Raw genomic sequence first — 25,597 nt, 5'->3', positions numbered from 1 at the left:
GTGCCCGAACTACCCGAAGTTGAGGTGGTACGCCGCGGGCTGGCCCGCTGGGCCGGCGGCCGCACCATCGAAGCGGCTGAAATCCTCGACCCGCGCTCCGCACGCCGTCATCCCCTGGGGCCCGATGACCTGCAGCGGCGGCTTGCGGGTGCCACCATCGCCGATGTCGTCCGGCGCGGGAAGTTCCTGTGGATGCCGCTGAATGCCCCGAGTGATAATTCTCACCCTGCCGGGCCGCCCCGCACGGCGCTCATGGCCCACCTCGGGATGAGCGGTCAGCTCCTGGTGAAGGATCCGGGACTTCCCGACGAGAAACACCTTCGGATCCGCCTTGCACTGTCACCTGCACGCGACGAAACCGGCGTCGAACTGCCCTCCGAGCTGAGGTTCGTCGACCAGCGGATTTTCGGGGGGATGTTCCTTGCGGACCTCGAAGCGACCCCGGACGGACTCCCGGGCGGCAGGGGAGAGGGCGAGCTGCCGCTGATTCCGCGCCAGGCCGCCCACATTGCCCGCGACCCCCTCGACCCCGCCTTCTCCTTCGAGGTCTTCCACGCCCGGCTGCGGGCCCGCCGTACGGGCATCAAGCGCGCCCTGCTGGATCAGTCGCTCATCTCGGGCATCGGCAATATCTACGCCGACGAGGCGCTGTGGGCTGCGCGCCTCCATTTCGCCCGCCCCACCGACACCCTCCGGCGGTCCGAGTCCGTCCGCCTCGTCGAGGAGGCGCGGTCGGTGATGGAGCGGGCGCTCGAGGCCGGCGGAACGAGCTTTGATTCGCTCTACGTGAACGTCAACGGAACTTCGGGATACTTCGAACGCTCCCTCAACGCTTACGGCCGGGCGGGGGAGCCCTGCCGGCGGTGTGCCGCGGAGGGGCGGGAAACCCGGATCCGCAGGGATATCTTCATGAACCGCTCCTCCTACAGCTGCCCTCGATGCCAGCCTGTACCACGCAATGCCCGCTGGTAGTTACAGCGTTTACCTGTCCGTGATCTGAATGTGACAATTCCGAGATGCGCAGGTAGCGTTAGACCCGCGCCGGGACATCATGGACCGGCGCCCTTCGTCAGACTGCCTAACCCTGTCGGTGACAGAAGGACCGTTCGCATAACTTTTCCGACAGGGGCGGGGGAACCGAGAGCGGGCTCTTTGTGAAGAGTCCTAGGGGTTAAGGCGCGGCACGGACATCATCTGGGGAGATGGTCCGGCGCGCCCGGGTGTCCCATCCGAACCCGACAGCTAACTCCGCAGGCATCGGGAGAGGCAACTTTATGTCCAAGAATCGTACAATCGCGCGCCACCGGGCGACCCCGGTCCGCACCAGTCCCCTCAAGACCGCAACCCGCGCCGTCGCCGCAACTGCAGGCGTAGCAGGCCGTCCGGCAGCCGTCGTCGTCGCAGCTTCGGGCATCCTGCTCGGTGCAACGCTGCCGGCGAACGCTGCCGGCGAGGTTGAGGTAAGCACGTCCGCATCACAGGTCAGCGCCCCCGCTGTCCAGGCAGCTCCTGCCCCCGCCGCCTCCGCAACCTCGCACACCGTGGTTGCCGGCGACACGCTCGGAAGCATTGCCGGCAAGTACGGTGTCAGCCTTGACGCCGTCTTCGCCGCCAATGGAATGGGCTGGGACTCGGTCATCTACCCGGGCCAGACCATCGTTCTCTCCGGCAACGCCGTCGCTGCTGCTCCGCAGCCCGCCGCCGCCGTCCAGGCCTTTGCTCCTGCTCCGCAGGCGGCTCCGGCCCAGACCGCTTCGACTGCCAGCAACCCCATGGGCACCAGCAGCCAGAGCAACGAGATGCGCGTCATCGGCGCCGCCTCGACCAGCGGCATCGTCGGCACCGCCCTGCAGGGCATTGGTTCCGGCTACGTCTTCGGTGGCACCGGTTTCGGTGGCTGGGACTGCTCCGGCTTCGTCCAGTGGGTCTACGCCCAGCACGGCATCGACCTGCCCCGCACCACCTGGTCGCAGTTCGCCGCCCTGACCCCGACCGGCAACCCGCAGCCGGGCGACCTGGTCAGCCAGAACGGTGGAAGCCACGTCGGCATCTACCTCGGCAACGGCAAGATGGTCAGCGCGCTGAACCCCTCGCAGGGCACCCTCGTCCACGATGTGAGCGCCATGTCGGTCGACGGTTACTACACCGCCGGCTAATACCCCGCTGTTCTCAGCACGCAAAAGGCCGGTGCCCCGAAAGGGGTACCGGCCTTTTTTGTTTTCGACCGACGTGTCCGGACTCCCGCCGCGCATCCCGCGGACGGGGCGTGGTCGGTAGGCACGGTCGGGACTGCAGGTTCAGAAGCGGGGCCCCGGTGCCCGGTAGTGGGCGGCCAGACGCGCGAGGCCCTCGTCGATCGACACCTCGGGGACCCAGGCGAGCAGCTCGCGGGTCTGCCGCTGGTCATACCAGTGAGCCGTCGAGAGCTGTTCAGCGAGGAAACGGGTCATGGGGGGTTCGTGGGTGGACCCGGAGCGCCGCCACACCCTTTCGACAACCGAGCCCGCCGTCCGGGCCACGGCCCCGGGCACACTCCACCTCGGCGGCCGTACGCCGCCGGCTCTGCAGATTCCGGCGATCATCTCACCGATCGGCCGCGGCTCGCCGTTGGTCACGACCAGCGCCCTGCCCTGCACGTGCTCGATCCGGCGCAGCGCCGCAACGATGGCCGCGGCGGCGTTGTCCACGTAGGTTGTGTCCACCAGCGCCGTGCCCTGGTCGAGGACGGGAAGGCGGCCCGCCTTGGCCCGGGCCAGCACGCGCTCGACGAGCTGGGTGTCTCCTGGCCCCCAGACGATGTGGGGGCGGATGGCGGCGACCCGGAAGCCCGGCTCCGATTCGCCCAGCGCAATCAGTTCCGCAAGGCCCTTCGTCCGCGCGTAGTCGCCCCGCGCGCGCTCGGGAGCGGCTGGGGCGGCGCCTGCCCCGGCATATGAGGTGCCGTCCGCCGCCACCGAGGGCGAGGAGACAAAAACCACATCGGGCACGCCCGCGTCCTGCGCAGCCGCAAGGAGCGCCCGGGTCCCTTCGACATTGACGGCCTCGAAGTCGGCCGGGCTCCCGGTGAAGGAGACCTTGGCAGCAAGGTGGATGACCGCGTCGACGCCGGCGGTGGCCCGGGCGAGGGCCGCAGGGTCGGTGAGGGAACCCAGTTCATCCTGGGCCCCGGGCACGCCCGAGGGCCGGCGTTGGAACGTGCGCACCGGCGTTCCCTGTGCTCGAAGCAGGGCGGCCACCGCACCGCCAAGGAGGCCGCTGGCCCCGGTGACCAGGACGGTCATGGCGAGCGGACGCGGCCGCCGGACAGGGTCTGCTCCGCCCAGGCGGCGATCCGGGCCCGGTCGAGCTTCGAGTTGTGCCGGATGTCCACGGGCAGGGCCGGCACGGTGAGGACTGCGGCGAGCTTGGTTCCCGCGGCGGAGGCCGCGGCCCGGACGCCGTCTGCAAGCCCGGCTTCGGCCAGCCCCGGACGGTTCCGCCGGACCGGCGGGTCGGTCTCGACAACTCCGACAACGGCCTGGGTTCCTGCCGGCCCGACGCCGACGACGGCGGCGAGGCGCACCCCGTCGACCTCCTCGATCGCGTGTTCGACGCCGACGGGGGTGAGGACTCCTCCGGGGGCCGTGATGATGTGGCCGAGGCGGCCCTCCACCCATAGGCGCCCGGCCGCGTCGAAGTGGCCGACGTCGCCGGTGCGGTGCCAGGGCGCCGTGCGGGCCGATTCGGCCTCAGTGCGCCACAACCGGTGGTAGCGGTCCTTGACGTGGGGTGCGTCGACGAGGATTTCCCCGCTCACACCGGCCTCCGTCGTCGGCTCTCCGTCGGCGGACCCGTCGGGGCCGAGCGGGCTGACGGCCACCCGGGCCCCATGCACGGCGGTGCCTACGCAGACGCCGTTTCCGGCGCCGGGGAGACCTGCGGCGGCATCCTTGGCCGCCTTGCGGATCGAGGGCAGGTCGACGTCGGTGACCGGCAGCGCCTCCGTCATGCCGTAGGGAGTGTGGAGTGCCGCGTCGGGCAGCAGGGCCTGGACGCGTTCGAGCAGGGGAGCCGGGATCGGCGCACCCGCGGACAAAAGCAGGCCCACCCGCTGCAGGGCGGTCCGGCCGTCGGCGGAAAGGTCCGTTTCGGTCGCCAGCACGTTGCGCAGGGCGGCGGGTGAGGCGAAGACCGCTGTGGCGTCGACGGCGGCCACCGCGTCGGCAAGCGCCGCCGCGGTGAGGGTCCGCGGCGCTGTCACGTCCATGTCGGGGGTCACTGACGCCACTCCGAGGGCCGGCCCGAGCAGGGCGAACGGCGCGAAGCCCGCAACGAGGGCACCTCCCGGATGGATGCCGAAGGTCTCGGCCACCGCGTCCCGCATGGCGGAGAGCTGCCGGTGCGTGTACACGACGCCCTTCGCGGGTCCGGTGGAGCCGGAGGTGAAGAGGATGGCCGCGTCGGCGTCGGGATGCGGCGGCGGGCGGAGGCCGGCCGGGGCGCCAGCCGGTGTGCGCAGCTCGGCCAGCGAGGTATCGACGGCCAGCAGCCGGCGCCGGGCAGGATCGAGCTCCTCGACGCTGATCCGGCGTCCGGGCCAGCCGAAGATCCGGGCGGCCGCGAGGGCGCGCTCGATGCCGATGACGGCGTCCGGCGCGCTGCCGCGCACGGCGCGGGAGAGCCCGCGGGCGCCGAGTCCCGCATCGGCGACCACGATCACTGCGCCGATCCGCAGGCAGGCGTAGATCAGGACGGTGAGGTCAACCCCGGGCGGAACCATCAGGCTGATCCTGCTTCCGGCGCCCAGGCCGGAGCGGGTGAGCCCTGCGGCGACGGCGGCGATGTCGGCCTCCAGCCCGGCCCAGCTCAGCGATCGGCGCACGCGGCCGGCGTCCATCTCGGCCACGGCGAGCGACGAACCGTCTGCGGCCGCGGCTTCGGTGAGGCGGGTTTCCAGGGGAGTGAAGGCGCGGTCAGCGGCGTCGGCGGAACCGGAAACCTTGCCCGCGTCGGAAGTTGCCCCTGCGCGTCCGGTGTTGTCCGCCGCCACGTCCCGGCGCCTGAGCCAGGAGAAGAGAGTCCCGGCGACGTCGGCGTCCTCCTGGACGAGGTGGCCGGCGTCCTCGAAGCGGTGGACGTCGGCGTGCGGCAGCCTGCGGGTGAGGTCTTCGAGGTAGGTCTCCGTGAAGACCGGATCGTGAGGACCCCACAGGAGCAGTGAGGGAACGTCCAGGGTCCGGATCCCCTCGGCGATCTCCGTCAGGGCCGGAAAGCTCGGGTGGGATTGATCGCGGGGAATGTCGGCGACGAAGTCCGCGATGCCCTTCCGTGATTCCACGGTGCGGTAGGGCGCGCGGAAGGCGTCCCGGACCTCAGGGGCGAGCTTCGGCCGGGCCAGGGCGTGGGTGATGTCGAGGAACGCCGTGGTCGTCTGCGTTCCGGTCCGGCGCACCGGGGGAAGCAGGGCCAGGCGCAGGGGAGCGGGCAGGGGCCGGGACGGGTCCTGGTGCACCGCGGTGTTCGTGAGGACCACCCCGGCCAGGCGGGACCGGTTGCGGTGGGCGAAGCCGAGGCTGACGACGCCGCCCCAGTCGTGTCCGACGGTGACCAGGGGGCCGCGCAGGTCGGCGGCGGCGGCGAAATCCTCGAGGTCGGTGACGCGGTCGGCGAGGCGCCGGAAGACCCCGGTGCGCTGGGAGAAGCCCATATTGAGTTGGTCAACGGCGACGACGCGCCAGCCGGCCTGCGTTCCGGCGGGCAGCAGCGTGCGCCACAGGTAGGACCAGGTGGGATTGCCGTGGACGCACAGCAGGGTTCCGCGGACCTCGGTGCCGGACTCCCGGAGGGCCGCGGCATTGTCGAGGTAGTGCCAGGTGCGGATAGTTCCGGGGTTGTCGGCGGGAGCCGACGAGGGCACGTCGAGATACGCCGACCACGAGGGGTCAACGCCGGGGAGAGCTACCACGCAATCTCCATCATCGAGGTGTTGAGCCCTGAGCCCACACCGAGGCACAGCACCCGGTCCCCGGCGTTGAGGGACTGGCTTTCCTGCGCCAGAGTCATCGGCAGGGACGCGGGCCCCACGTTGCCCCAGCGGGGGAAGGTAATGGGCACCCGCTCGCGCACCAGGTTCACGGCCTTGATGATGGCGTTCGTGTAGGAGTTGGAGACCTGGTGGGTGACGTAGCGGTCCATCGAGTCCCACTTCCACCCGTCCGTCTGCGCTTCGTGCCAGGCGTCGACCACCAGTTCGAGCCCGCCGTCGAGCAGTCCCTTCGTGTCGGTGTACATGCCGTCGACCCCGCCGACGCACAGTTCGTGGTGCTGGGTCCCGGCCCGGGAAACGCCGCCCAGGATGCGGTGGGAGCCCGGGTGCAGGTCGGCCGGGCCGATCACGGCCGCTGCCGCCCCGGAGCCGAGGGTCAGGGTGGCGAACTCGCTGAGGAAGTCCTCCCGCGTGGAGGTGGGCCGGTTCAGCCGGTTGAACGTCGCCTCCTGGGTGCCCTGGGCGTCCTCGCCGGCCACGATCAGGGCGTACTTGATCTGGCCCGAGTCGATCATGTTGGCGGCCAGGGTCATGCCGTTGACGAAGCCGAGGCAGGCGTTGGCAAGGTCAAAGTTCATCGCGGAGGAGGGAAGCCCGAGGGAGTGGTGGATCTTCACTGCGACCGAGGGCTCAAGGTTCCGCCGGGTGACCGAGGTGTTGATGAGCAGCCCCACCTCGCCGGGTTCGATGCCCGCCTCCGCCAGGGCCTTCGCGCCCGCCTCGATGGCGGCGTCGTCAAAGGAGGTGCCCGGGGACCACCAGCGGCGTTCGGTGACGCCGGCTACCCGCTCAAGAAGTCTCTTGGAGAGTCGAAGGCGTTTCAGGCTCGGGGCGAGCCGCTCGTCGAATTCCGCGGAACTGACGACTACCGGCGCCTCCACGCTCGTGACGGCGAGCAGAGCCGTATTTTCATGTCGAAACGTCGCGTTACCGGTCAAATTTCCTGCCTCGTCAACTGATGAACGCCCCGATCCAAGGGGAAAATACCACCTTGGAAGTCGTGCCGGGGCGCCTTGGGATGCTTCCGAACCTTTGGAAAGCCTACTTGGTATTCCTCCAAGTGGTTCCTTTTTTGTCCGCACACGGTCGCGGCGGATGCGCGTCGAACCGTGCTACACACAGTAGATTGGGAAGACCCGCCCCCTTTGGAGAACCTGACCACTGTGCATTTGAAGAGTCTAACCGTGCGAGGCTTCAAGTCGTTCGCATCAGCGACGACGTTCGACTTCGAGCCGGGCGTCACGGCGGTCGTCGGACCCAACGGATCCGGCAAGTCGAATGTCGTGGACGCGCTGGCGTGGGTGATGGGCGAACAGGGCGCCAAAACCCTGCGCGGCGGCAAGATGGAGGACGTCATCTTCGCGGGCACGGCCGGGCGGCCGCCGCTGGGCCGGGCACAGGTGACCCTCACCATCGACAACGCCGACGGCGCACTGCCGATCGAATATTCCGAGGTGACCATTTCCCGTACGCTTTTCCGCTCGGGCGGATCGGAATACGCGATCAATGGCAGGAATTGCCGGTTACTTGACATTCAGGAGCTTTTGTCTGATTCGGGTCTGGGCCGGGAAATGCACGTCATTGTCGGCCAGGGTCAGCTCGATAGGGTCCTCCACGCAACCCCCGAGGAACGCCGGGGCTTCATCGAGGAGGCGGCGGGCATCCTCAAGCACCGCCGCCGCCGCGAGAAGACCGTGCGGAAGCTCGAGTCGATGGAAGCGAACCTCGCGCGCCTGACCGACCTGACGGCTGAGCTGCGCCGGCAGCTGACGCCGCTGGGCAAGCAGGCCGAGGTGGCCCGCCGGGCCCAGCAGGTGCAGTTCGAGGTCCGCGACGCGCGGGCGCGGCTGCTCGCCGACGAACTGGTCGGGCTGCAGGAGGCACTCGCCCGGGAGGCGGCCGACGAAACGGCGGCACGCCAGCGGCACGCCGAGGTCGAAGCCCTCCTCGAGGCGCAGCGGGCACGCCAGGGCGGACTTGAGCGGCTCGCCGCCGAGGCCGCACCGGCCCTGACCCGGGCGCGGGACGACTGGTACCGGCTCACGGCCGTCGCCGAGCGGTACCGGTCGCTTCAGGCACTCGCCGCCGAACGCTCCAAGCTGCTCGGCGTGCCGGCCGCCGCACCCGACCGGGGCAGGGACCCCGACGAACTCGACCGGCAGGCCCGCAGGCTCCGGGTCGAGGAGGAGGAGCTCAAGGACCAGATCCTGGAGAACGCCCAGGAACTCGAATCGGCCATCGTCGGCCGGGCCGAGGCGGAGGAGGCCGCCGCGGCCGAGGAGAAGCGCCTGACTGCGCTGCTGCGCGCCGCAGCCGACCGCCGCGAAGGGGTGGCACGCCTCGCAGGCCAGGTGGGAGCGGCCCGGTCTCGCGTCGAATCCGTCGAGGCCGAACTGGGCCGCCTCGGCGGCTCCATCTCCGAGGCGCTGGCGCGGCAGGAAGCAGCCGAACGTGAGTTTGCCGCCCTCGAAGAGCAGGTGGCCGGCGCCGTTGACGGTGAGGAGGGCCTGGATGCAGCCTACGAAGAGGCCCAGGCCGAGCTCGAACGGCTCGCCGGGATCACAACGGCCCTCGACGAAATCGGCCGCGCAGCCGAGCGCGAGCGGGACGCCCTGGCTGCACGCCGCGGGGTGCAGCTGGAGGGTCTGCGGCAGCGGGACGGCTCACAGGCGCTTTTGGCTGCCGGGATTCCCGGGGTTGGAGAGCCGCTCGCCGGACTGATCCGGGTCGAGCCGGGGTACGAAACCGCCGTCGCCGCGGCCCTCGCGGGCCTCACCGACGCCGTCTCCGTTGCCGATGCGGGCACCGCCGTGGCGGCGCTGCGCCGGATGAAGGAGGACGACGCCGGGCAGGTGGCCGTCGTCGTCGCGGGTCCGGCAGGCTCCGGCGGGAATGCGGCCCTGCCCTCCAATTCCGAATCGACGGGCACCGGCGCGGAGGCCGGCTCGACGGCCGGACCAACCGTCGCCCCGCCGGCCGGTGCGCGGTATGTCCTGGATCTCCTCTCCACCGGCCCGGCCCTGCGGCACTCGCTCGCGGCGGTGCTGGACGGGGTCGTCGTCGTCGAGGACCTCGATGCGGCGCACGCGGCCGTGCAGCGCCAGCCGGGCCTGACAGCTGTCACCCGGGACGGCGACACCGTGTCGGCCTCCACGGCCCGGGGCGGTTCGCCCGGAGCTCCGAGCCTGCTGGAGATCCAGGCGGCCGTCGAGGAGACGACCCGGCGGCTGGAGCACGCCTCAGCCCAGGCGGAGGACATCACGCGCCGGCTCGCCGACGCGGCCGCGCAGAAACAGCTCGCCGCGGAACGCGCCGCGGCGGCGCTGGAGAAGCTCCACGAGTCCGACGCGCGCCTCTCGGCCGTCGAGGAGAAACTTGGGCAGCTCGGTTCCGCCGTGCGCTCCGCCGGTGGGGAGGCCGACCGTCTCCGGAGGCTCGCCCAAACCGCCGAGGGAACGCTCGAACTCGAGCGGACCAAGCTCAAGGACGCCGAAGAGCGGCTCTCCGCGGTCCAGGAGCTGCCGGACGACCCGGACCCCTCGACCGAGGTGCGGGACCGGCTCTCGGCCGCCGCCGGAGCCGCACGCCAGTCCGAGATGGACGCCCGGCTCACGCTGAGGAGCGCCGAGGAGCAGCTCCACGCGCTCGCCAACCGGGCCGCCTCCCTGGAGCGCGCCGCGGCCAGCGAACGGCAGGCGCGCCTGCAGGCGGCCGAGCGGGCCCGCATCCGGCAGGCGCAGGCAGCCCGCGCCCGGGCCGTCGCTGCCGCGGCGGGCACGGTGCTCGAGTTTATCGCCGCGTCGATCGCCGCCGCGGAAGGGCTCCGGGCGGCCGCCGAGCGGCGCGCGGCCGACGCCGAAGCCCAGCTGGGCCAGGCCCGGGCGGCTCATGAGGCGCTGGTGGCCGAACTGGCCCGCCTGACCGACGCCCTGCACCGCGACGAACTGGTCCGGGCCGGCCAGCGCCTGCGCATCGAGGCACTGGAGAACCGTTCGGTCGAAGAGCTCGGGCTCACCCCCGAACACCTCACGGCCGAATACGGGCCGCACCTGCCCGTCCCCTCGGCCACGGCGTCGGAGGACAAGTGGGCCGACCTGCGGCTCCCGGTGGACGACGACGGCCGCGTCATCGCCGAGGGCGTGCCCTTCGTGCGGGCCGAGCAGGAGAAGCGGCTCCGGCGCGCCGAGCGTGACCTGGCCGCCCTCGGGAAGGTCAACCCGCTCGCGCTCGAGGAGTTCGCCGCCCTCGAGGAACGCCATACCTTCCTCAGCACGCAGCTGGGAGACCTCAAGGCCACGCGCAAGGACCTCCTCGACATCATCCGCGAGGTCGACGAGCGGGTGGAGCAGGTCTTCACCGCCGCGTACCGCGACACCGCCGTCCAGTTTGAGCACGTCTTCGGGCGGCTCTTCCCCGGCGGCGAGGGACGGCTGGTGCTGACCGACCCCGAGGACATGCTCGCCACCGGGATCGAGGTGGAGGCCCGGCCCGCCGGTAAGCGCATCAAGCGGCTGTCGCTGCTCTCCGGCGGTGAGCGCTCGCTGACCGCCGTCGCCCTGCTGGTGGCGATCTTCAAGGCCCGGCCCTCCCCGTTCTACGTGATGGACGAGGTGGAGGCCGCCCTTGACGACACGAACCTGGGCCGGCTGCTCTCCATCTTCGAGGAGCTCCGGGAGTCGAGCCAGCTCATCATCATCACCCACCAGAAGCGCACCATGGAGGTCGCCGACGCCCTCTACGGGGTGTCGATGCGCGGAGACGGCGTCTCGGCGGTGATCAGCCAGCGGCTGGTGGGCGCCTGAGCCGTCAGGCCTTCGTAGGCGGTGCGGCCTTGCCGCGGGTGGGGAGCGTCTCCCGGGAGCCGAGCCACAGCACGAAGGCCGCCATGGTCAGCGCCCCGGTCACCACGAACGCCAGCGCGAACGACCCGGAGGGGAGCTGGTCGATGATGATCCCGGCGAGGATGGGGCCGAAGATGGCACCGGTGTCGCTGGCCATCTGGAAGACCGCAAGGACCTTGCCGCCGCTGCGCTCGCTGCCGACGACGTCGGCCACCACGGCCTGCTGGGCCGGGTTGAGGATGCCGGCCCCCACGCCGCCGATGACACAGATAGCGAGGAAGACCGGAACGTCTCCGGCGAACCCGAGGGCGGCCATGGCAAGGCCGTTGACGGCCAGTCCGATGAGGAGCATCGGACGGCGCCCCCAGGTGTCGGCGAGGCGGCCGGACACCGTCAGGGCCAGGGCCGTCCCTCCGGCGAAGAACGCCAGCGAGATGCCCGCAATGCCGGGGCCGGCGTCAAGCACGACGGTGGCGAACAGCGGCACCAGGGCCAGCCGCACGCCGAAGGAGGACCAGCCGTTGGCGAAGCTCGACAGCAGCGACGCCCGGTACGCCGAGTCCTTGAGGGCTTCCCTCACCGTGAGCACCGACTGGGCGGCTCCGGCCCGCCGGTCCCCGAGCCGGGTGTCCTTGAGCTGGAAGAACACGACGGCGGAAGCGATCAGCAACGCCCCCGCATAGACAAGGAAGGGAACCCGCAGCCCGAAGCCGGCCAGCAGCCCGCCGAGGATCGGGCCGCCGATGCTGCCGAGCAGGAAGGCCGACGCATAGGCGCTCGAGATCCGGCCCCGGATTCCGGCCGGCGCCAGGCGGACGATCAGGCCCAGCGCGGAGACCGTGAACATCGTCGAGCCGATACCGCCGAGCCCCCGGAAGATCAGCAGCTGCCAGTAGTTCTCCGCGAAGGCGCACGCCGCCGTCGAGAGCGCCACGATCAGCAGACCCACCACGTACACCGGCCGCTCGCCCAGGCGCTCGATCAGCCGCCCGCCGGCCGGGGCGAAGATGAGCCGGGTGAAGGCGAAGGCGCTGACAATCACCGAGGAGGCGGTCACTCCCACGTCGAAGCTCTGTGCGAACTGGGGGAGCACCGGGGCGACGAGCCCGAAGCCGATGGCGATGACGAACGCCGAGGCGATCAGCACCTTGATCTCACGCGGAATCCGCTCCTGCTCCTTGCGGATGGGCCGGCCGGCCGGAGGGAACGGAAGCAGCCTGCGAAGGGCGGAGCGCTGGGGATTTCGAACCATAGTAAGAAGAAGTCTTCCACTGCAGGCGGCCGGATGCTCAATCGCCTCGTGTGAGAAGCTGGAACAGTGAATGAGACTCTCCAGATCGTAATCTTTTTCGTGATCGCCATCGCGGTCGTCGGCTCCGCCGCCGTCCTGCTGCTCAAGGGGCGCCGCACGCCTCCCGGGGCCTACCCGACGATTCGGGATGCCGATGACAGGGGCGGTCTCAATGTTCACGGGGCGACCTCCGTCGACCTTGTCGACGGCGAGCTGGCGACCACCCCGGGCGTCGTCGTCCCCGACGATCTCAGCGGACTCGACGAGGCCGTCACCGAGCTGCCGACCACCGAGCGGCCGGAGCCGGTGCAGGGCAGGCTCGCCCGGCTGCGCGCCCGGCTGGTGCGCTCCAACACCGCCCTGGGCAAGGGTCTGCTCGCGCTGCTGTCCCGGGACAAGATCGACGAGGACGTCTGGGATGAGGTGGAGGAGACCCTCCTGCTGGCCGACCTCGGCACCGAGCCCACCACCGAGCTGGTCGACGCACTGCGCGCCCGGGTCAAGGTCTCGGGCAGCCGAAGCCCCGAAGAGGTCAAGGCGATGCTCCGCGAGGAGCTCATCAAGCTCGTCGACCCCACCATGGACCGGTCGCTGGCGACCGAACGCCACCTCGACCGCCCCGCCATCGTCCTCGTCGTGGGCGTGAACGGTGTGGGCAAGACCACGACCGTGGGCAAGCTTGCCCGGGTGCTCGTCGCCGAGGACAAGGACGTGCTCCTCGGCGCGGCCGACACGTTCCGCGCCGCCGCCGCCGAGCAGCTTGCCACCTGGGGCCAGCGCGTCGGGGTGCCCACCGTGAAGTCCGACATCGACGGCGCCGACCCCGCCTCGGTCGCCTTCGAGGCGGTCAAGGCCGGGATCGACCAGGAGGTCGATGTCGTGATGATCGACACCGCCGGACGCCTGCAGAACAAGGTCGGCCTGATGGACGAACTCGGGAAGGTCAAGCGGGTCATCGAGAAGCAGGGCACCGTCGATGAGGTGCTCCTCGTCCTTGACGCCACCACCGGTCAGAACGGGCTCAACCAGGCGAAGGTGTTCTCCGAGGTCGTCAATGTCACCGGCATCGTCCTCACCAAGCTCGACGGCACCGCCAAGGGCGGCATCGTCGTCGCCATCCAGCGCAGCCTTGGCGTGCCCGTGAAGCTGGTGGGCCTCGGCGAGGGTGCCGACGACCTGGCGCCCTTCGAGGCCGAGAGCTTCGTGGACGCCCTCCTCAACTAACGCCGGGCGGCGCTCCCCGGCTTCGGGGAGCGCGGCCGGGCACAGGGGCGGGACGGTCCGTGGTGCGGTGGGAAACACCGCCGAAACACGGCCGTCACCGCCCTTTTACGTGAGCGCGGAACCAGTAACCTGCGCGAAACCTAAACCCTCATGCCCGGAAACACCGGCACGTCACTCTTGAGGAGCGGGAAGTGCCCGCCACCTCTGAGAGGACGTGAATATGGATCTGACAGCAGGTCACGTCTGGGTCATGGTTTCGGCCGCCCTGGTACTGCTTATGACGCCGGGTCTAGCCTTCTTCTACGGCGGCATGACCCGCGCGAAGGCCGCCCTGAACATGATGATGATGAGCTTCATCGCGGTGGGCCTCGTGGGAATCGTCTGGGTGTTGTGGGGCTACTCAATGACCGGCGGGGACGGAGTGGCCCAGCTCTTCGGGAATCCCTTCGCCTCGTTCGGGCTTCAGGAACTGATCGGCACCGAGGACCTGATCGGCGCCGGCTACGGTGTGACGTTCGCGATCATCACCGTCGCCCTGATCAGCGGCGCGATCGCCGACCGGGCGAAGTTCGGCGCGTGGTCGCTGTTCGTCCCCATCTGGGTCACCCTTGTCTACTGCCCGCTGGCCTTCATGGTGTGGGGCGGCGGTCTCCTGAGCGCCGACGGCCTCATCGGCGGCGCCGTGGGCGAGGCGATCGACTTCGCCGGCGGCACCGTGGTGCATATCAGCGCAGGCGTCGCGGCGCTGGTGCTCGCCGTGATCCTGGGCAAGCGCCAGGGCTTCGGCAAGGACCCAGCGCAGCGCCCCCACAACATCCCCCTGGTGATGCTCGGCGCCGCCCTCCTGTGGTTCGGCTGGTTCGGCTTCAACGGCGGCGCGGCGTCAACGGCCGAGGAGGCCGGGCTGATCTGGATCAACACGATGGCCGCCCCGGCCGCCGCAATGGTCGGCTGGCTCGTCACCGAACGCTTCCGCGACGGACGGCCCACCTCCCTTGGTGCCGCCTCAGGCATTGTGGCGGGCCTTGTCGCCATCACCCCCGCCTGCGCCAACGTGAGCCCGATCGGCGCGGTCTGCCTCGGCCTCGTCGCAGGGTTGCTGTGTGCGCTCGCCGTGGGCATCAAGTACCGCCTTGGCTTCGACGATTCCCTGGACGTGGTCGCGGTGCACCTGGTGGCCGGCGTCACCGGCACCCTGGCCCTCGGCTTCATCGCCCTTCCGGTGGACGGCGCCGGCGGCGGCCTGTTCTACGGAGGCGGGGCTGCGCAGCTCGTCGCGCAGCTCGTCTCGGTCCTCGTCGCCATCACGCTGTCGGCCGTCATGACCGCACTGATCGGCCTGGCCATCCACCGGACCATCGGCTTCCGCATCACCTCCGACAACGAGGTGGCCGGCGTCGACCTGTCCGAGCACGCGGAGACGGCCTACGAGTTCGGCGGCCTCGGCGTCGGCGGGTCCTTCCACCCGTTCGCCGACCAGTTCCGTGACAGGAAGACCATCGAGCAGACGGAGAGCGTGAACTCATGAAACTGGTGACAGCGATTGTCCGACCGGACAAACTCGACAATGTGCGCGGCGCCCTTGAGACGTACGGCGTGCAGGGCCTGACCGTCAGCCAGGCCAGCGGCTACGGCAGGCAGCGCGGGCACACCGAGGTCTACCGGGGTGCGGAGTACACGGTGGACCTGCTGCCCAAGGCGCGGGTCGAGGTGCTCGTCTCTGACGAGTGGGTCCGCGACATCGTCGACGTCCTCGTCTCCACCGCCAACACCGGAAGCGCCGGCGACGGCAAGGTCTGGGTCATCCCGGTCGAGGACGCCGTCCGCGTCCGCACGGGGGAGCGCGGCGAGGCCGCGCTCTGAACCCTCCGCCGTCAACCGGCACGCGTTCAGGCAAACGGCATCAAAAAGGAGGCACCCCCGGCCGGGGGTGCCTCCTTTTGTCTGCGGCGACCTCTCGTCTGTGGCGATGTGGGCCGGCCCGCCTGGGCGGGCCGGCGGTCAGCCGGTCGGGGGAGTCCCCGCCGTCAGGCGCCCGGCAGCGGAGTGTCCAGCGTCGAGGTCTCCCACAACGTCGGGCCCTGGGATCCGGCGGGGTACTCCTCGAGGGGCACCTCACCGGCGGCCCACGCCGCAAGCACCGGCTCGACGATGCGCCAGCAGTCCTCGGCGATGTCGCTGCGCACCGACAGCGTCGGGTCGCCGGAGAGGACCCCGTCAAGGACTTCGCCGTACGGCAGCAGGTCCGTGGCGTTCAGTTCGGCCGTCAGGGTCGCGCGGTCGAGGGAGAACATGTCGCCGGGGCCGTTGACGTCGAGGTCAAGCTGAAGCGTGTCCGGGCCGAAGCCGATCCGCAGGCGCGTCGGGGTATCCATCCCGGTGAAACCGTCGGGCAGGTGGTTCACCGGTTTGAAGGTGATGAGGGCCTCCTTGCGCTTCACTCCGAGGGCCTTGCCGGACCGGAGGATGAACGGCACGCCCGCCCAGCGGTCGTTGTTGATGGAGACGGTCACCTCGGCGAGGGTCTCGGTGCCCAGGGAGCTGTCGACGCCGGGCTCCGCGGTGTAGTCGGGCACCTCACGGCCCTTGATGCTGCCGGCGGTGTACCGTGCGCGGCGGCTGCTGCCCGGAACACTGACGTCGATCGAGCTGGCGCGGAGCACCGAACCGATGTGGTCGCGGAGGTCGCGCTCGTGAAGTGTGGAGGGGGCGTTGAGGGCCAGCAGTGCCATGACGTGGAGCAGGTGGCTCTGGATCATGTCGCGCAGCGCACCGGCGCGGTCGTAATAGCGGGCACGGTTCTCAAGCGCCAGGTCCTCGTCGAAGATCACCTCGACCTTGTCGATGTGGAGGTTGTTCCAGACCGGCTCGAGGATCCGGTTGGCGAAGCGCATGCCCAGGATGTTGAACACGGTGGCCTTGCCGAGGAAGTGGTCGACCCGGTGGATGTTGTGCTCCGGGACCAGCCTGGCGAGGCCGAGGTTGAGCTGGTGGGCCGACTCACGGTCGGTGCCGAACGGCTTCTCCATCACCAGCCGCGTGTCGGCCGGAAGGCCGAACGGGGCGGCGGCGGTGCAGGCCAGCTGGCTCACCGTCGGGGGAAGGGCGAAGTAGATCGCGACGGGACCTTCGAGGGAGGCGACGAGCTCAGTGAGCACCCCTCCGGCCGTGACGTCGACGTGGTGGTAGGTGCTGGTGTCCCGCACCTCCTGCAGGGCCCGCCTGCCTTGCTCACCGCTGGTCTCAATCGCCGCAGCGAAGGACTCGTCGATCCGGGCGCGCCACTTTTCGTCGTCCCAGGGATCCGACCCGGCCCCGACGAGGGAGAGCCCCTTGGCCCGGCCGGTACGGATCAGCCGGGCGAGTCCGGGCAGCAGGAGCCTGCCGGTGAGGTCACCGGAGGCACCGAGGATCAGGAGCGTCCGGACGCGCTTATCGGCCGTGGCGGCAACCGTTCCGGGTTCTGTAAGGGAAGAAGTATTCACCCCTACACCCTGCCACTTTCGGGCGCTCATGTCTTGCGGTCGGGCGCCCGGCGGACCCGCTCCCGCAGCCTCCTTGGTACCCTTGAGGTTGAGTCTTTCCAACCTCCGATGAAAGTAGTTCACGGCCTGTGTTCAATTCACTCTCCGACCGGTTGACCGCGACGTTCAAGAATCTCCGCGGCAAGGGGCGCCTGACCGAAGCTGACATCGACGCGACGGTCCGGGAAATCCGCCGTGCCCTGCTTGACGCCGACGTCGCCGTTCCCGTGGTGCGGGCCTTCACCGCAAGCGTCAAGGAGCGCGCGCTCGGGCTCGAGGTGTCGCAGGCCCTGAACCCGGGCCAGCAGGTCGTGAAGATCGTCAACGAGGAACTCGTGGGCATCCTCGGCGGGGAGACCCGCCGGATCCGGCTGGCCAAGACGCCGCCGACGGTGATCATGCTCGCCGGTCTGCAGGGCGCAGGTAAGACCACGCTGGCCGGAAAGCTCTCCAAGTGGCTCAAGGGCCAGGGCCACAGCCCCCTCCTGGTGGCCGCCGACCTGCAGCGCCCGAATGCCGTGCGCCAGCTCCAGGTCAACGGAGAGCGCGCCGGCGTCCCGGTGTACGCACCGCACCCGGGGGTCAGCTCCGAATTCGAGGCCGCCACGGGGGACCCCGTCGCCGTCGCCCGCCAGGGCGTGGCCGAGGCCCGCACCAAGCTCCACGACGTCGTCATCGTTGACACCGCCGGACGGCTCGGCGTCGACGCCGAACTGATGCAGCAGGCCGCGGACATCCGCGCCGCGATCAGCCCCGACGAGGTGCTCTTCGTCATCGACGCCATGATCGGCCAGGACGCGGTGAACACCGCGCTCGCGTTCGACGAAGGCGTCAACTTCACCGGCGTCGTGCTGACCAAGCTCGACGGCGACGCACGCGGCGGTGCCGCCCTCTCCGTCGCCTCGGTCACGGGCAAGCCCGTCATGTTCGCCTCCACCGGCGAGGGCCTCGGGGACTTCGAGCTGTTCCACCCCGACCGCATGGCCTCGCGCATCCTCGACATGGGCGACATCCTGACCCTGATCGAGCAGGCCGAGCAGTCGTGGGACAAGGACGAAGCGGCGCGGATGGCGCAGAAGTTCGCCGACCAGGAGGACTTCACCCTCGACGACTTCCTCGCCCAGATGCAGCAGATCCGCAACATGGGCTCGATGAAGAAGATGCTCATGATGATGCCCGGCGCCGCCGGCATGCGCGAGCAGCTCGAAAACTTCGACGAGCGCGAGATCGACCGGGTCGAGGCGATCGTCCGCTCCATGACACCGCACGAGCGCCTCGCGCCCAAGATCATCAACGGGTCACGCCGGGCGCGCATCGCCCGCGGTTCGGGCGTCCACGTCTCCGAGGTCAATGGGCTGCTCGAGCGGTTCGGGCAGGCCCAGAAGATGATGCGCAAGATGGCCTCCGGCGGCGGCATCCCGGGCATGCCCGGGATGGCCGGCCCAGGAGGGTTCGGCGGCCAGCGCAAGAAGGCCGCCGCGGCCAAGGGCAAGAAGAAGGCCCGCTCGGGAAACCCCGCGAAGGCCGCCCAGGAACTTGCGGCAGCCGAGGCCCGGCGCAGCGCGGCCCGCAGCGCCGCACCGACCGGTGCGGCCTTCGGAAACGCCGGCGACTTCGACCCGGCGTCGCTGAACCTGCCCAAGGGCTTCGAGAAGTTCCTCGGCAAGTAGCACCCCGACCCGGCCCGCAGGCCCGGCCTGCCGGCACCGCCGGCGGGCCGCGGCACAGGCTGAAGGCAACAGATTGGCAGCATGACGCAGGAACGCATTGTCTTTGTCCATGGCAGCGGCTCGTTCGGAGCGGCCGCCTGGCCGCGGCAGCACGGACTGGCCCTTCGCTATGACTGCCTGTTCCTGCGCCGGCACGGCTTCGACGCCGAGGCCGAGCCGCTGCCGACCGACCACGGCGAGGACCAGCGCATCATCACGGAGGCGCTCGGCGACGGCGGCCACCTGGTGGCCCATTCCCAGGGCGCGATCTCGGCGATGATCACCGCCGTCGAGCGGCCCGACCTGATCCTCTCGCTCACCCTGATCGAACCGGCCTGCCTGTCACTCACCGCCGACCTGCCCGTCACGGCAGCCCACATCGAACTCGTCACCCCCCTGTTCGAGCAGCGCGGTGAACTCACCGACGAGCAGTTCCTCCAGCAGTTCGTCCGGCTGCTCTACGCGGCCGAGGCCGAGCAGCCCACCACGGAGGACGAGCGCCGCAGCGCACGGCGGCTGCGGCTGCAGGCCCCGCCCTGGACCGCGCCCCTGCACATCGTCCCGGGCGTGCCCACCCTGGTGCTGACCGGGGGCTGGGAGCCGCTGTACGAGGAGGTCGCGGGCTACCTTGCGGGAACCGGGGCCGTGCACCGCGTCACTCCCGGAGCCCACCGCCCCCACGACACCGACGAAGGGGACCGGGTGGTCCGGGACTTTCTGCGCTCGTCCGCTGCCTGACCACCGCCCCTCCGGGAATAAGTTGAAGCTTCAAGTGTTAACTCCATAAGGACTTTACCTAGGAGGACACCATGACCATCGATCTGCTGCCGCCGGACACCGGAATGGCAACCGTTACGCTCAAGGTCGGCAACCTGGACGCCATGGCCCGCTACTACACCGACGCCCTTGGCCTCGAGCAGCTTGCCGGGCCCGACGGCGGTGACGGGGCCGGGCTGTACCTGGGGCGCGGGTCCACCCCGCTGATCCACCTTTCCCCGGCCGCCGGGCTCCGCCTTCCGGCGCCCACCGAGGCGGGCCTGTTCCATACGGCGCTTCTCTTCGGCAGCCGGACGGACCTCGCGGCCACAGTGGCCAGCGCCGCACGCCACCCGGACAGCCGGTATGTTGGAAGCGCCGACCACCTCGTCAGCGAAGCGTTCTACTTCACCGACCCCGAAGGCAATGGGATCGAACTGTACTTCGACAAGCCGAGGACGACGTGGCAGTGGACCGGCACCGGCCCGTCCCGGAGCGTGGTCATGGACAATCGAGCCCTGCCGCCGGCTCAGTACCTCACCAACCACCTGACCGAATCGGCCGTCGGTGACCTGCGGAAGGCCGGCGCCGGCGTCGGGCACGTCCACCTCCAGGTCGGGGACATCGACACTGCGCAGGCCTTCTACGTCGACACCCTCGGCTTCGAGCGCACGGCGGGCTGGCACGGGCAGGCCCTTTTCGTATCCGCTGGCGGCTATCACCACCACATGGCAATGAATGTCTGGAACAGCAGGGGGGCCGGGCCGCGGCAGGACACCCTCGGGCTCGGCGAGGTCCTCATCACCGTGTCGGCTGCCGACGACGTCGACGCACTCGCCGACCGGCTGCGGTTCGCGGGCATCGAGCGGCACTCGACGGGGGCGGAACTGCGCTTCCGCGACCCCTGGAACAACAGCATTAGGGTCGCCGTGGGCGCGCCCGCCGCAGGAATCGCCCAAACACCCCACCGTCTGGCACAATAGATTCGTACTCGATCCGTGCAGCCCCTCTCTCTGTGCGTGAATTGTGTCCTTTGAACCCCTCCGAATGGCCCGCCCCACGGGAGCAGGATGACGGGTTCGCCCCTTTCATTATCAAGGAGTGACCACACAAGTGGCCGTAAAGATTCGCCTCAAGCGCATGGGCAAGATCCGCGCACCTTTCTACCGTGTCGTCGTCATGGATGCACGCGCCAAGCGTGATGGCCGTGCCCTCGAGGAAATCGGTAAGTACAACCCCACCGAGGAGCCCTCGTTCATCGAGATCAACTCCGACCGTGCGCAGTACTGGCTCGGCGTCGGCGCCCAGCCGACCGAGCAGGTCTCGGCACTGCTGAAGATCACCGGTGACTGGCAGAAGTTCAAGGGCCTGGAGGGCCAGGAAGGCACTCTGCGGACCAAGGCACCCAAGGATGCATTCGTTGCTCCCGAAAAGGGTTCTGTGATCGTCCCCGAGGCCATCACGCCCAAGGCTAAGAAGGCCGACGAGGCCGCGGAAGCACCCGAGGCCGAGTAAGTTGCTTGCTGAAGCGCTGGACCACCTCGTCCGCGGCATCGTGGATCACCCGGACGACGTCCAGGTGTCCGCAAAGAGCAACCGCCGCGGCGAGACCCTCGAAGTGAGGGTCCACCAGGAGGACCTGGGCCGTGTCATCGGCCGCCAGGGCCGCACGGCACGCGCCCTGCGCACCGTCGTTTCAGCACTTGCGGACGGCGAGCCGGTCCGGGTCGACGTCGTCGACACCGACCGCCGGCACGCCTGAGCCCGCACCCCTGCTTTACCGTTCGGCCCCTCACCAGTTGATGGTGGTGGGGCCGAACCCGTTTCGCCGCAGAATTTTCCCCGATGTCCCTCACCGGAACGCAGGAGCAGCACCATGGAAGTACTCGTCGCAAGGATCGGCAAGCCCCACGGAATCCGGGGTGAGGTCACCGTCCAGCTGTTCACCGACGCCCCCGAGGACCGCTTCGAGCCCGGGGCGGTCTTCCGCGCCGAGGGCATCGCGCTGCCGGAGCTGACGGTGGCCAAGGCCCGCTGGAATAAGGACACGCTCATCGTCGCCTTCGAGCAGGTGCCCGACCGGAATACGGCCGAGACCCTCCGCGGCGGAACCCTCTTCATCGACAGCGACACCACCGACGATGAGGACGACGACGCCTGGTACGAACACGAACTCGTCGGACTCGACGTGCGCCACGAGGGGAACGTCGTCGGGAAGGTGACCGCACTTCGCACCATGACCGTCCAGGACCTGCTCGTCGTCGAGCTCACCGACGGCCACGAAGTCCTCGTTCCGTTCGTTGGGGAGATCGTCCCCGAGGTCAACCCCGAGGAGGGGTTCGTCACCGTGAATCCTCCCGCCGGCCTGTTCGAGCTGAACCTGCCCGGCTCCAACTCCGCGCCGGATGACGGGGAGGACGAGCTGGACGGCGACTCCAGCGACGCCGGTGAGCTGCCCGACAGTGCAACCCGGGCGGCCGGGGAAGGCCGATAGTGCGCGTCGATGTCGTCACGATTTTCCCGGAGTATCTGGCGGCCCTCGATGTCTCCCTGATCGGCAGGGCCCGGAAGGACGGCCTGCTCGATGTGCACGTCCACGACCTGCGGGACTTCACCGTCGACAAGCACCGCACGGTTGACGACACCCCGTACGGGGGCGGCGCCGGAATGGTCATGAAGCCCGAACCCTGGGCGCTTTCCCTTCTCTCGATCTCCGAGCAGAGTCCCGCGGGCGCGCGTCCCCTCCTGGTGGTGCCCTCACCCGCCGGCACGGTGTTCAACCAGGCCCTGGCCCACGAGTTCGCCGCTCGCGAGCACCTCGTCTTCGCCTGCGGCCGCTACGAAGGCATCGACGAGCGCGTGCTCGACTGGGCGTCGGAGTCCTTCGACGTGCTGCCGGTCAGCCTCGGCGACTACGTCCTCAACGGGGGAGAGGTGGCGGTGCTCGCCATGGTCGAGGCCGTCGGCCGCCTCATCCCCGGCGTCGTCGGCAACCCCGAATCCCTCGTCGAGGAGTCCCATGCCGACGGGCTGCTCGAATACCCCGTCTACACCAAGCCCTCCTTCTGGCGCGGCCGCGGCATCCCGCCCGTGCTGCTCAGCGGCAACCACGCGAAGATCGCCGAGTTCCGCCGCACTGAGCAGTTCCTCCGCACCGCCGCCCGGCGTCCGGACCTGCTGGACGCCATCGACGTCCCCTCGCTCACCGCCGCCGACCGTGCCGCCCTGGCCAAGGCGGGCATCGACATCGTCGATGGGCGGCTCGTTCCCCGCCCGGACGCCGCAGATTAGCCCCTGTCTGTTCTCTATGGAATAATTGGGGCTTGTGCCTGCTGGGCCCGCCCCTGCCACAGGGGGAGCGCAGCCAACAGCTCGGCACGCCGGCCCCGGGTAGCGGTGCAGCCGGCTAACTTTCTTCGGCGGTAATTGCCTGCTTCACCGGCCTTGACCGCTGCGACCAACGTGAATGACCTGTGGCGTTCACCAGGAGTATAAAGATGCATATTCTCGACTCGGTCGACGCCGGTTCACTCCGGAACGACATCCCGGACTTCCGCGCCGGCGACACCATCAACGTCCACGTGAACATCATTGAAGGCAAGAACACCCGTGTTCAGATCTTCAAGGGCTTCGTGCTCGGACGCCAGGGTGACGGCATCCGCGAAACCTTCACCGTCCGCAAGGTCAGCTTCGGTGTCGGTGTGGAGCGTACCTTCCCGGTTCACTCCCCGGTCCTCGACAAGATCGAGGTCGTCTCCAAGGGTGACGTGCGCCGCGCCAAGCTGTACTACATGCGCGATCTGCGCGGCAAGGCAGCCAAGATCAAGGAAAAGCGCGATCCCAAGACGGTCAAGTAACCCGTTTTTGGTGCGGAAAGACAAAGCTCCCGGGCCTCCGGCCCGGGAGCACACAAAACGCCGGTCTCCTGTGTGGGGCTGGCGTTTTGTGCTACCGGTCCTGATTCTCGCAATCGTGCTCACCTCCGTCCTGCGGGCGCTGGTCATCGACGTGTTCTTCATTCCGTCGGCCTCGATGGAACCCCTGCTGCGCCAGGGCGACCGCATCCTCGTCAGCAAGAGCGCCTTCGGCGACCGGCCGATCCAGCGGGGCGACGTCATCGTCTTTGACGGCCGCGGGTCCTTCGATCCGATCAGCGATCCGCGCAGTACCGCCCAGAAGGCCGCAGGGATGGTGGGGCAGTGGCTTGGGCTGCGCGGGTCCGATACCGTCTACGTCAAGCGGGTCATCGGCGTCGGCGGCGACCGGGTCGAATGCTGCGGAGAGGATGGCCGGGTGAGCGTCAATGGAAAGACCCTCGATGAGCCGTACGTCTCCGTCGGCGACGCGCCCAGCGAGACTCCCTTCGACGTCACCGTTCCGGAGGGTAGGTTGTGGGTGATGGGTGATCACCGCTCCGAATCGGCCGATTCGCGCGCGCTGCTCGGCGCTCCGGGCGGCGGATTCGTGTCCGAGGAGCGCGTCCTGGGGCGGGCGGAACACCTGGTGTGGCCGCTGGACCGGGCCGGCGCCATCGATTGACCGGGGGAGGGCGTTGAGCGGAACGCCACAGAGATTCAGTAGGAACAGAACGGCAGCTCCACCGCCGGCCAAGATGCAGAGGATTTCCTAAATGCCACGACGCTTCCACTGGAAGTCGGCCGCCCGAGCCGGCGGCCCGCAGCCGGCCGGTGCCACCCCCGCTGGACCCGACGCTGTACCCGCCGACGGTGGCGCAACGGGTCCTGAGCCCTCTGCCGGTGCGGGATCTTCTGCGGGTGCAGGCTCAAGGGCCGCAGCGAAAGATTCCGGCGGCAAGGGCGGCGGCTTCCTCGGCTGGCTCAAGGAGATCGCGACGATCGTGGTCATCGCCCTCGTCCTCTCCTTCCTGATCAAAACCTTCCTCTTCCGGGCCTTCTTCATCCCCTCGGGATCAATGGAGAACACGTTGCAGATCGACGACCGGATCTTCGTCAACCAGCTCGTGCCCGAACCCTTCGCGCTGGAGCGCGGCGACGTCGTCGTTTTTCGGGACGATGAAAAGTGGCTGCCCGAAGCGGCGGCCGACGCCGACACCAGCTGGCTCAGCGAAGCGCTCGTGTTCGTGGGGCTCGCCCCGGACGAGTCGCAGCAGCACCTCGTGAAGCGCGTCATCGGGCTCGAGGGTGACCGGATCGTGTGCTGTGACGCCGAGGGCCGCATGACCGTCAACGGGGAACCGCTTGACGAGCCGTACCTCTTCCCGGGGGCGGCGCCGTCAGACACCCCCTTCGACGTCACCGTGCCCGAGGGCAAGATCTGGGTGATGGGGGATCACCGCAACGCCTCCGCGGACTCGCGGGCCAACCAGGACAAGGACGGCGGGTTCATCGACGTCGACGCCATCGAAGGCAAGGCCTCGGTCATCGCCTGGCCCCTGAGCAACGCCTCCGGCCTCGACAGCTACCCCGAGGTGTTCGAGAACATCCCCGCACCGGCCGAAGGCGCATCGGGGAACTGATGGCTTCGGTCCGTACCGCCCGTTCCAAGGCACCCACCCTGTCCTTCGAGCGCACCTTCACTTCGACCGGCCACCGGTATGTCGCGGGGTGCGACGAGGTGGGCCGCGGAGCGCTTGCCGGTCCCGTGTCGGTGGGCCTGGTGGTGATCGACCTCGACGCGGTCAAGGGACTGCGCGGGGTGCGGGACAGCAAGCTCCTCTCGGCCGCCGACCGGACCGCCCTGGTGCCGCGGATCCGGCGCTGGGCCGCCGCCTACGGCGTCGGGCACGCGAGTGCGGCCGAGATCGACGCCGACGGGCTGATGGCCGCCCTCCGGGCGGCGGGCAACCGGGCGTGGGAGCAGGTCCTCGCGACCGTCCGCCCCGACGCCGTCATCCTTGACGGCAACCACGACTGGCTCTCGGCGGGCGGCCAGGGCAGCCTCTTCGACACCGGACCCGTGCCCACCGGCTGCGACTCGCCGGTCACCACCCGCATCAAGGCCGACCTCGACTGCCTCAGCGTCGCGGCCGCGAGTGTCCTGGCCAAGGTCGAACGGGATGACCTGATGGCGTCGCTCGCCCGGGAGCACCCGGAGTACGGCTGGGAGGTCAACAAGGGCTACGCGACGGCCGCCCACCGGGCCGCCATCGACGGCCGCGGACCAACCGACTACCACCGCCGATCCTGGCGGCTGGGAAGCACTGAACGGCCGGGAAGCCCCGGCCTCGAAATTGGGGGATGATGGAT

At 69.6% G+C, this 25,597-nt stretch carries 22 protein-coding genes and 1 riboswitch; of the genes, 17 read left to right on the top strand and 5 right to left on the bottom strand.

From position 1 onward, the window contains the following. Entirely contained in the window at positions 1-972 is a 972-nt protein-coding gene (gene mutM / locus I6N91_RS03450; protein WP_198810563.1) for a bifunctional DNA-formamidopyrimidine glycosylase/DNA-(apurinic or apyrimidinic site) lyase, read from the top strand. A gap of 118 nt (positions 973-1,090) precedes the next feature. After that, positions 1,091-1,271: riboswitch (cyclic di-AMP (ydaO/yuaA leader) on the top strand. A 3-nt stretch (positions 1,272-1,274) separates the two neighbouring features. After that, positions 1,275-2,156, top strand: a complete 882-nt coding sequence (locus tag I6N91_RS03445) for a C40 family peptidase (protein WP_198810561.1) — start codon at positions 1,275-1,277, stop codon at positions 2,154-2,156. A gap of 141 nt (positions 2,157-2,297) precedes the next feature. On the opposite strand, the gene I6N91_RS03440 is transcribed toward I6N91_RS03445, so the two are convergent. From I6N91_RS03440 to I6N91_RS03430, 3 genes are read right to left on the bottom strand one after another with little or no spacing between them, the layout of a single operon-like run. Continuing rightward, positions 2,298-3,281 carry an NAD(P)-dependent oxidoreductase gene (locus I6N91_RS03440; RefSeq protein ID WP_198810560.1) on the bottom strand — a complete coding sequence of 328 codons (984 nt, stop codon included), beginning with the start codon at positions 3,279-3,281 and terminating at the stop codon, positions 2,298-2,300. Continuing rightward, on the bottom strand, positions 3,278-5,944 hold the full coding sequence (locus I6N91_RS03435) for an alpha/beta fold hydrolase (protein ID WP_198810558.1): 2,667 nt from the start codon (positions 5,942-5,944) through the stop codon (positions 3,278-3,280). Before I6N91_RS03435 ends, I6N91_RS03440 begins: the two co-directional genes overlap by 4 nt. Beyond that, positions 5,938-6,963 (bottom strand): 3-oxoacyl-ACP synthase III, encoded by a 1,026-nt coding sequence (locus tag I6N91_RS03430; RefSeq protein ID WP_198810556.1) that lies wholly within the window; start codon positions 6,961-6,963, stop codon positions 5,938-5,940. The genes I6N91_RS03435 and I6N91_RS03430 overlap by 7 nt, the downstream gene beginning before the upstream one ends. 225 nt (positions 6,964-7,188) lie before the next feature. On the opposite strand from I6N91_RS03430, the gene smc reads away from it, so the two are divergent. Beyond that, positions 7,189-10,827 carry a chromosome segregation protein SMC gene (gene smc, locus I6N91_RS03425; protein ID WP_198810554.1) on the top strand — a complete coding sequence of 1,213 codons (3,639 nt, stop codon included), beginning with the start codon at positions 7,189-7,191 and terminating at the stop codon, positions 10,825-10,827. A gap of 4 nt (positions 10,828-10,831) precedes the next feature. Here the strand turns inward: smc and I6N91_RS03420 are convergent, their stop codons facing one another. Beyond that, positions 10,832-12,118, bottom strand: coding sequence for an MFS transporter (locus I6N91_RS03420; protein ID WP_198810552.1), 1,287 nt, complete (start codon positions 12,116-12,118; stop codon positions 10,832-10,834). A gap of 66 nt (positions 12,119-12,184) precedes the next feature. On the opposite strand from I6N91_RS03420, the gene ftsY reads away from it, so the two are divergent. From ftsY to I6N91_RS03405, 3 genes are all read left to right on the top strand, one after another. Continuing rightward, positions 12,185-13,381 carry a signal recognition particle-docking protein FtsY gene (gene ftsY / locus I6N91_RS03415; protein WP_198810550.1) on the top strand — a complete coding sequence of 399 codons (1,197 nt, stop codon included), beginning with the start codon at positions 12,185-12,187 and terminating at the stop codon, positions 13,379-13,381. 220 nt (positions 13,382-13,601) lie between these two features. Then, positions 13,602-14,909: an ammonium transporter gene (locus tag I6N91_RS03410; protein ID WP_198810548.1), complete on the top strand. Its 1,308-nt coding sequence runs from the start codon at positions 13,602-13,604 to the stop codon at positions 14,907-14,909. Further along, on the top strand, positions 14,906-15,244 hold the full coding sequence (locus tag I6N91_RS03405; protein WP_120165335.1) for a P-II family nitrogen regulator: 339 nt from the start codon (positions 14,906-14,908) through the stop codon (positions 15,242-15,244). Before I6N91_RS03410 ends, I6N91_RS03405 begins: the two co-directional genes overlap by 4 nt. A gap of 164 nt (positions 15,245-15,408) precedes the next feature. Here I6N91_RS03405 and I6N91_RS03400 read toward each other — a convergent pair whose 3' ends face one another. Continuing rightward, positions 15,409-16,896: a glucose-6-phosphate dehydrogenase gene (locus tag I6N91_RS03400; protein WP_198810546.1), complete on the bottom strand. Its 1,488-nt coding sequence runs from the start codon at positions 16,894-16,896 to the stop codon at positions 15,409-15,411. A gap of 98 nt (positions 16,897-16,994) precedes the next feature. On the opposite strand from I6N91_RS03400, the gene ffh reads away from it, so the two are divergent. The 11 genes from ffh (at position 16,995) to I6N91_RS03345 (ending at position 25,592) form a co-directional block, all read left to right on the top strand. Further along, complete coding sequence (gene ffh / locus I6N91_RS03395; RefSeq protein WP_120165337.1) at positions 16,995-18,575, top strand: signal recognition particle protein; 1,581 nt, start codon at positions 16,995-16,997, stop codon at positions 18,573-18,575. 81 nt (positions 18,576-18,656) lie between these two features. Next, positions 18,657-19,352, top strand: coding sequence for an alpha/beta fold hydrolase (locus tag I6N91_RS03390; RefSeq protein ID WP_198810544.1), 696 nt, complete (start codon positions 18,657-18,659; stop codon positions 19,350-19,352). 71 nt (positions 19,353-19,423) lie between these two features. Further along, the gene (locus I6N91_RS03385; protein WP_198810542.1) at positions 19,424-20,353 is read left to right on the top strand and encodes a VOC family protein; all 930 of its coding nucleotides are present in this window, start codon (positions 19,424-19,426) and stop codon (positions 20,351-20,353) included. 130 nt (positions 20,354-20,483) lie between these two features. Beyond that, positions 20,484-20,885: a 30S ribosomal protein S16 gene (rpsP, locus tag I6N91_RS03380; protein WP_198810540.1), complete on the top strand. Its 402-nt coding sequence runs from the start codon at positions 20,484-20,486 to the stop codon at positions 20,883-20,885. 1 nt (position 20,886) lies between these two features. Continuing rightward, complete coding sequence (locus tag I6N91_RS03375) at positions 20,887-21,132, top strand: RNA-binding protein (protein ID WP_198810538.1); 246 nt, start codon at positions 20,887-20,889, stop codon at positions 21,130-21,132. A gap of 114 nt (positions 21,133-21,246) precedes the next feature. Next, positions 21,247-21,864: a ribosome maturation factor RimM gene (gene rimM, locus I6N91_RS03370; RefSeq protein ID WP_198810536.1), complete on the top strand. Its 618-nt coding sequence runs from the start codon at positions 21,247-21,249 to the stop codon at positions 21,862-21,864. Beyond that, positions 21,864-22,661: a tRNA (guanosine(37)-N1)-methyltransferase TrmD gene (gene trmD / locus I6N91_RS03365; protein WP_198810534.1), complete on the top strand. Its 798-nt coding sequence runs from the start codon at positions 21,864-21,866 to the stop codon at positions 22,659-22,661. Before rimM ends, trmD begins: the two co-directional genes overlap by 1 nt. Positions 22,662-22,867: 206 nt before the next feature. Further along, positions 22,868-23,227 carry a 50S ribosomal protein L19 gene (gene rplS / locus I6N91_RS03360; protein ID WP_120165344.1) on the top strand — a complete coding sequence of 120 codons (360 nt, stop codon included), beginning with the start codon at positions 22,868-22,870 and terminating at the stop codon, positions 23,225-23,227. A gap of 10 nt (positions 23,228-23,237) precedes the next feature. Next, a complete protein-coding gene (lepB, locus tag I6N91_RS03355) occupies positions 23,238-23,909 on the top strand; it encodes a signal peptidase I (RefSeq protein WP_374058907.1) in 672 nt (223 codons plus the stop codon). Between the two features lie 91 nt (positions 23,910-24,000). Further along, positions 24,001-24,867, top strand: a complete 867-nt coding sequence (lepB, locus tag I6N91_RS03350) for a signal peptidase I (RefSeq protein ID WP_198810530.1) — start codon at positions 24,001-24,003, stop codon at positions 24,865-24,867. Further along, positions 24,867-25,592, top strand: a complete 726-nt coding sequence (locus tag I6N91_RS03345; protein WP_198810528.1) for a ribonuclease HII — start codon at positions 24,867-24,869, stop codon at positions 25,590-25,592. Before lepB (I6N91_RS03350) ends, I6N91_RS03345 begins: the two co-directional genes overlap by 1 nt. Positions 25,593-25,597 lie beyond the last annotated feature (5 nt).

Origin of the sequence: Arthrobacter sp. MSA 4-2, assembly GCF_016405885.1 — a bacterium.
Lineage (GTDB): Bacteria > Actinomycetota > Actinomycetes > Actinomycetales > Micrococcaceae > Arthrobacter_D.
Note: the sequence above shows the minus strand (reverse complement) of the source record. Positions and strands in the feature narration are given on the sequence as shown.

Bases quoted from the DNA above. Each gene is read 5' to 3' on its own strand.
- I6N91_RS03420 (WP_198810552.1), bottom strand. From the start codon at position 12,118: ATGGTTCGAAATCCCCAGCGCTCCGCCCTTCGCAGGCTGCTTCCGTTC.
- I6N91_RS03385 (WP_198810542.1), top strand. From the start codon at position 19,424: ATGACCATCGATCTGCTGCCGCCGGACACCGGAATGGCAACCGTTACG.
- I6N91_RS03445 (WP_198810561.1), top strand. From the start codon at position 1,275: ATGTCCAAGAATCGTACAATCGCGCGCCACCGGGCGACCCCGGTCCGC.
- I6N91_RS03410 (WP_198810548.1), top strand. From the start codon at position 13,602: ATGGATCTGACAGCAGGTCACGTCTGGGTCATGGTTTCGGCCGCCCTG.
- I6N91_RS03440 (WP_198810560.1), bottom strand. From the start codon at position 3,281: ATGACCGTCCTGGTCACCGGGGCCAGCGGCCTCCTTGGCGGTGCGGTG.
- lepB (WP_198810530.1), top strand. From the start codon at position 24,001: ATGCCACGACGCTTCCACTGGAAGTCGGCCGCCCGAGCCGGCGGCCCG.
- I6N91_RS03400 (WP_198810546.1), bottom strand. From the start codon at position 16,896: ATGAGCGCCCGAAAGTGGCAGGGTGTAGGGGTGAATACTTCTTCCCTT.
- I6N91_RS03405 (WP_120165335.1), top strand. From the start codon at position 14,906: ATGAAACTGGTGACAGCGATTGTCCGACCGGACAAACTCGACAATGTG.
- rplS (WP_120165344.1), top strand. From the start codon at position 22,868: ATGCATATTCTCGACTCGGTCGACGCCGGTTCACTCCGGAACGACATC.
- rimM (WP_198810536.1), top strand. From the start codon at position 21,247: ATGGAAGTACTCGTCGCAAGGATCGGCAAGCCCCACGGAATCCGGGGT.
- I6N91_RS03345 (WP_198810528.1), top strand. From the start codon at position 24,867: ATGGCTTCGGTCCGTACCGCCCGTTCCAAGGCACCCACCCTGTCCTTC.
- I6N91_RS03390 (WP_198810544.1), top strand. From the start codon at position 18,657: ATGACGCAGGAACGCATTGTCTTTGTCCATGGCAGCGGCTCGTTCGGA.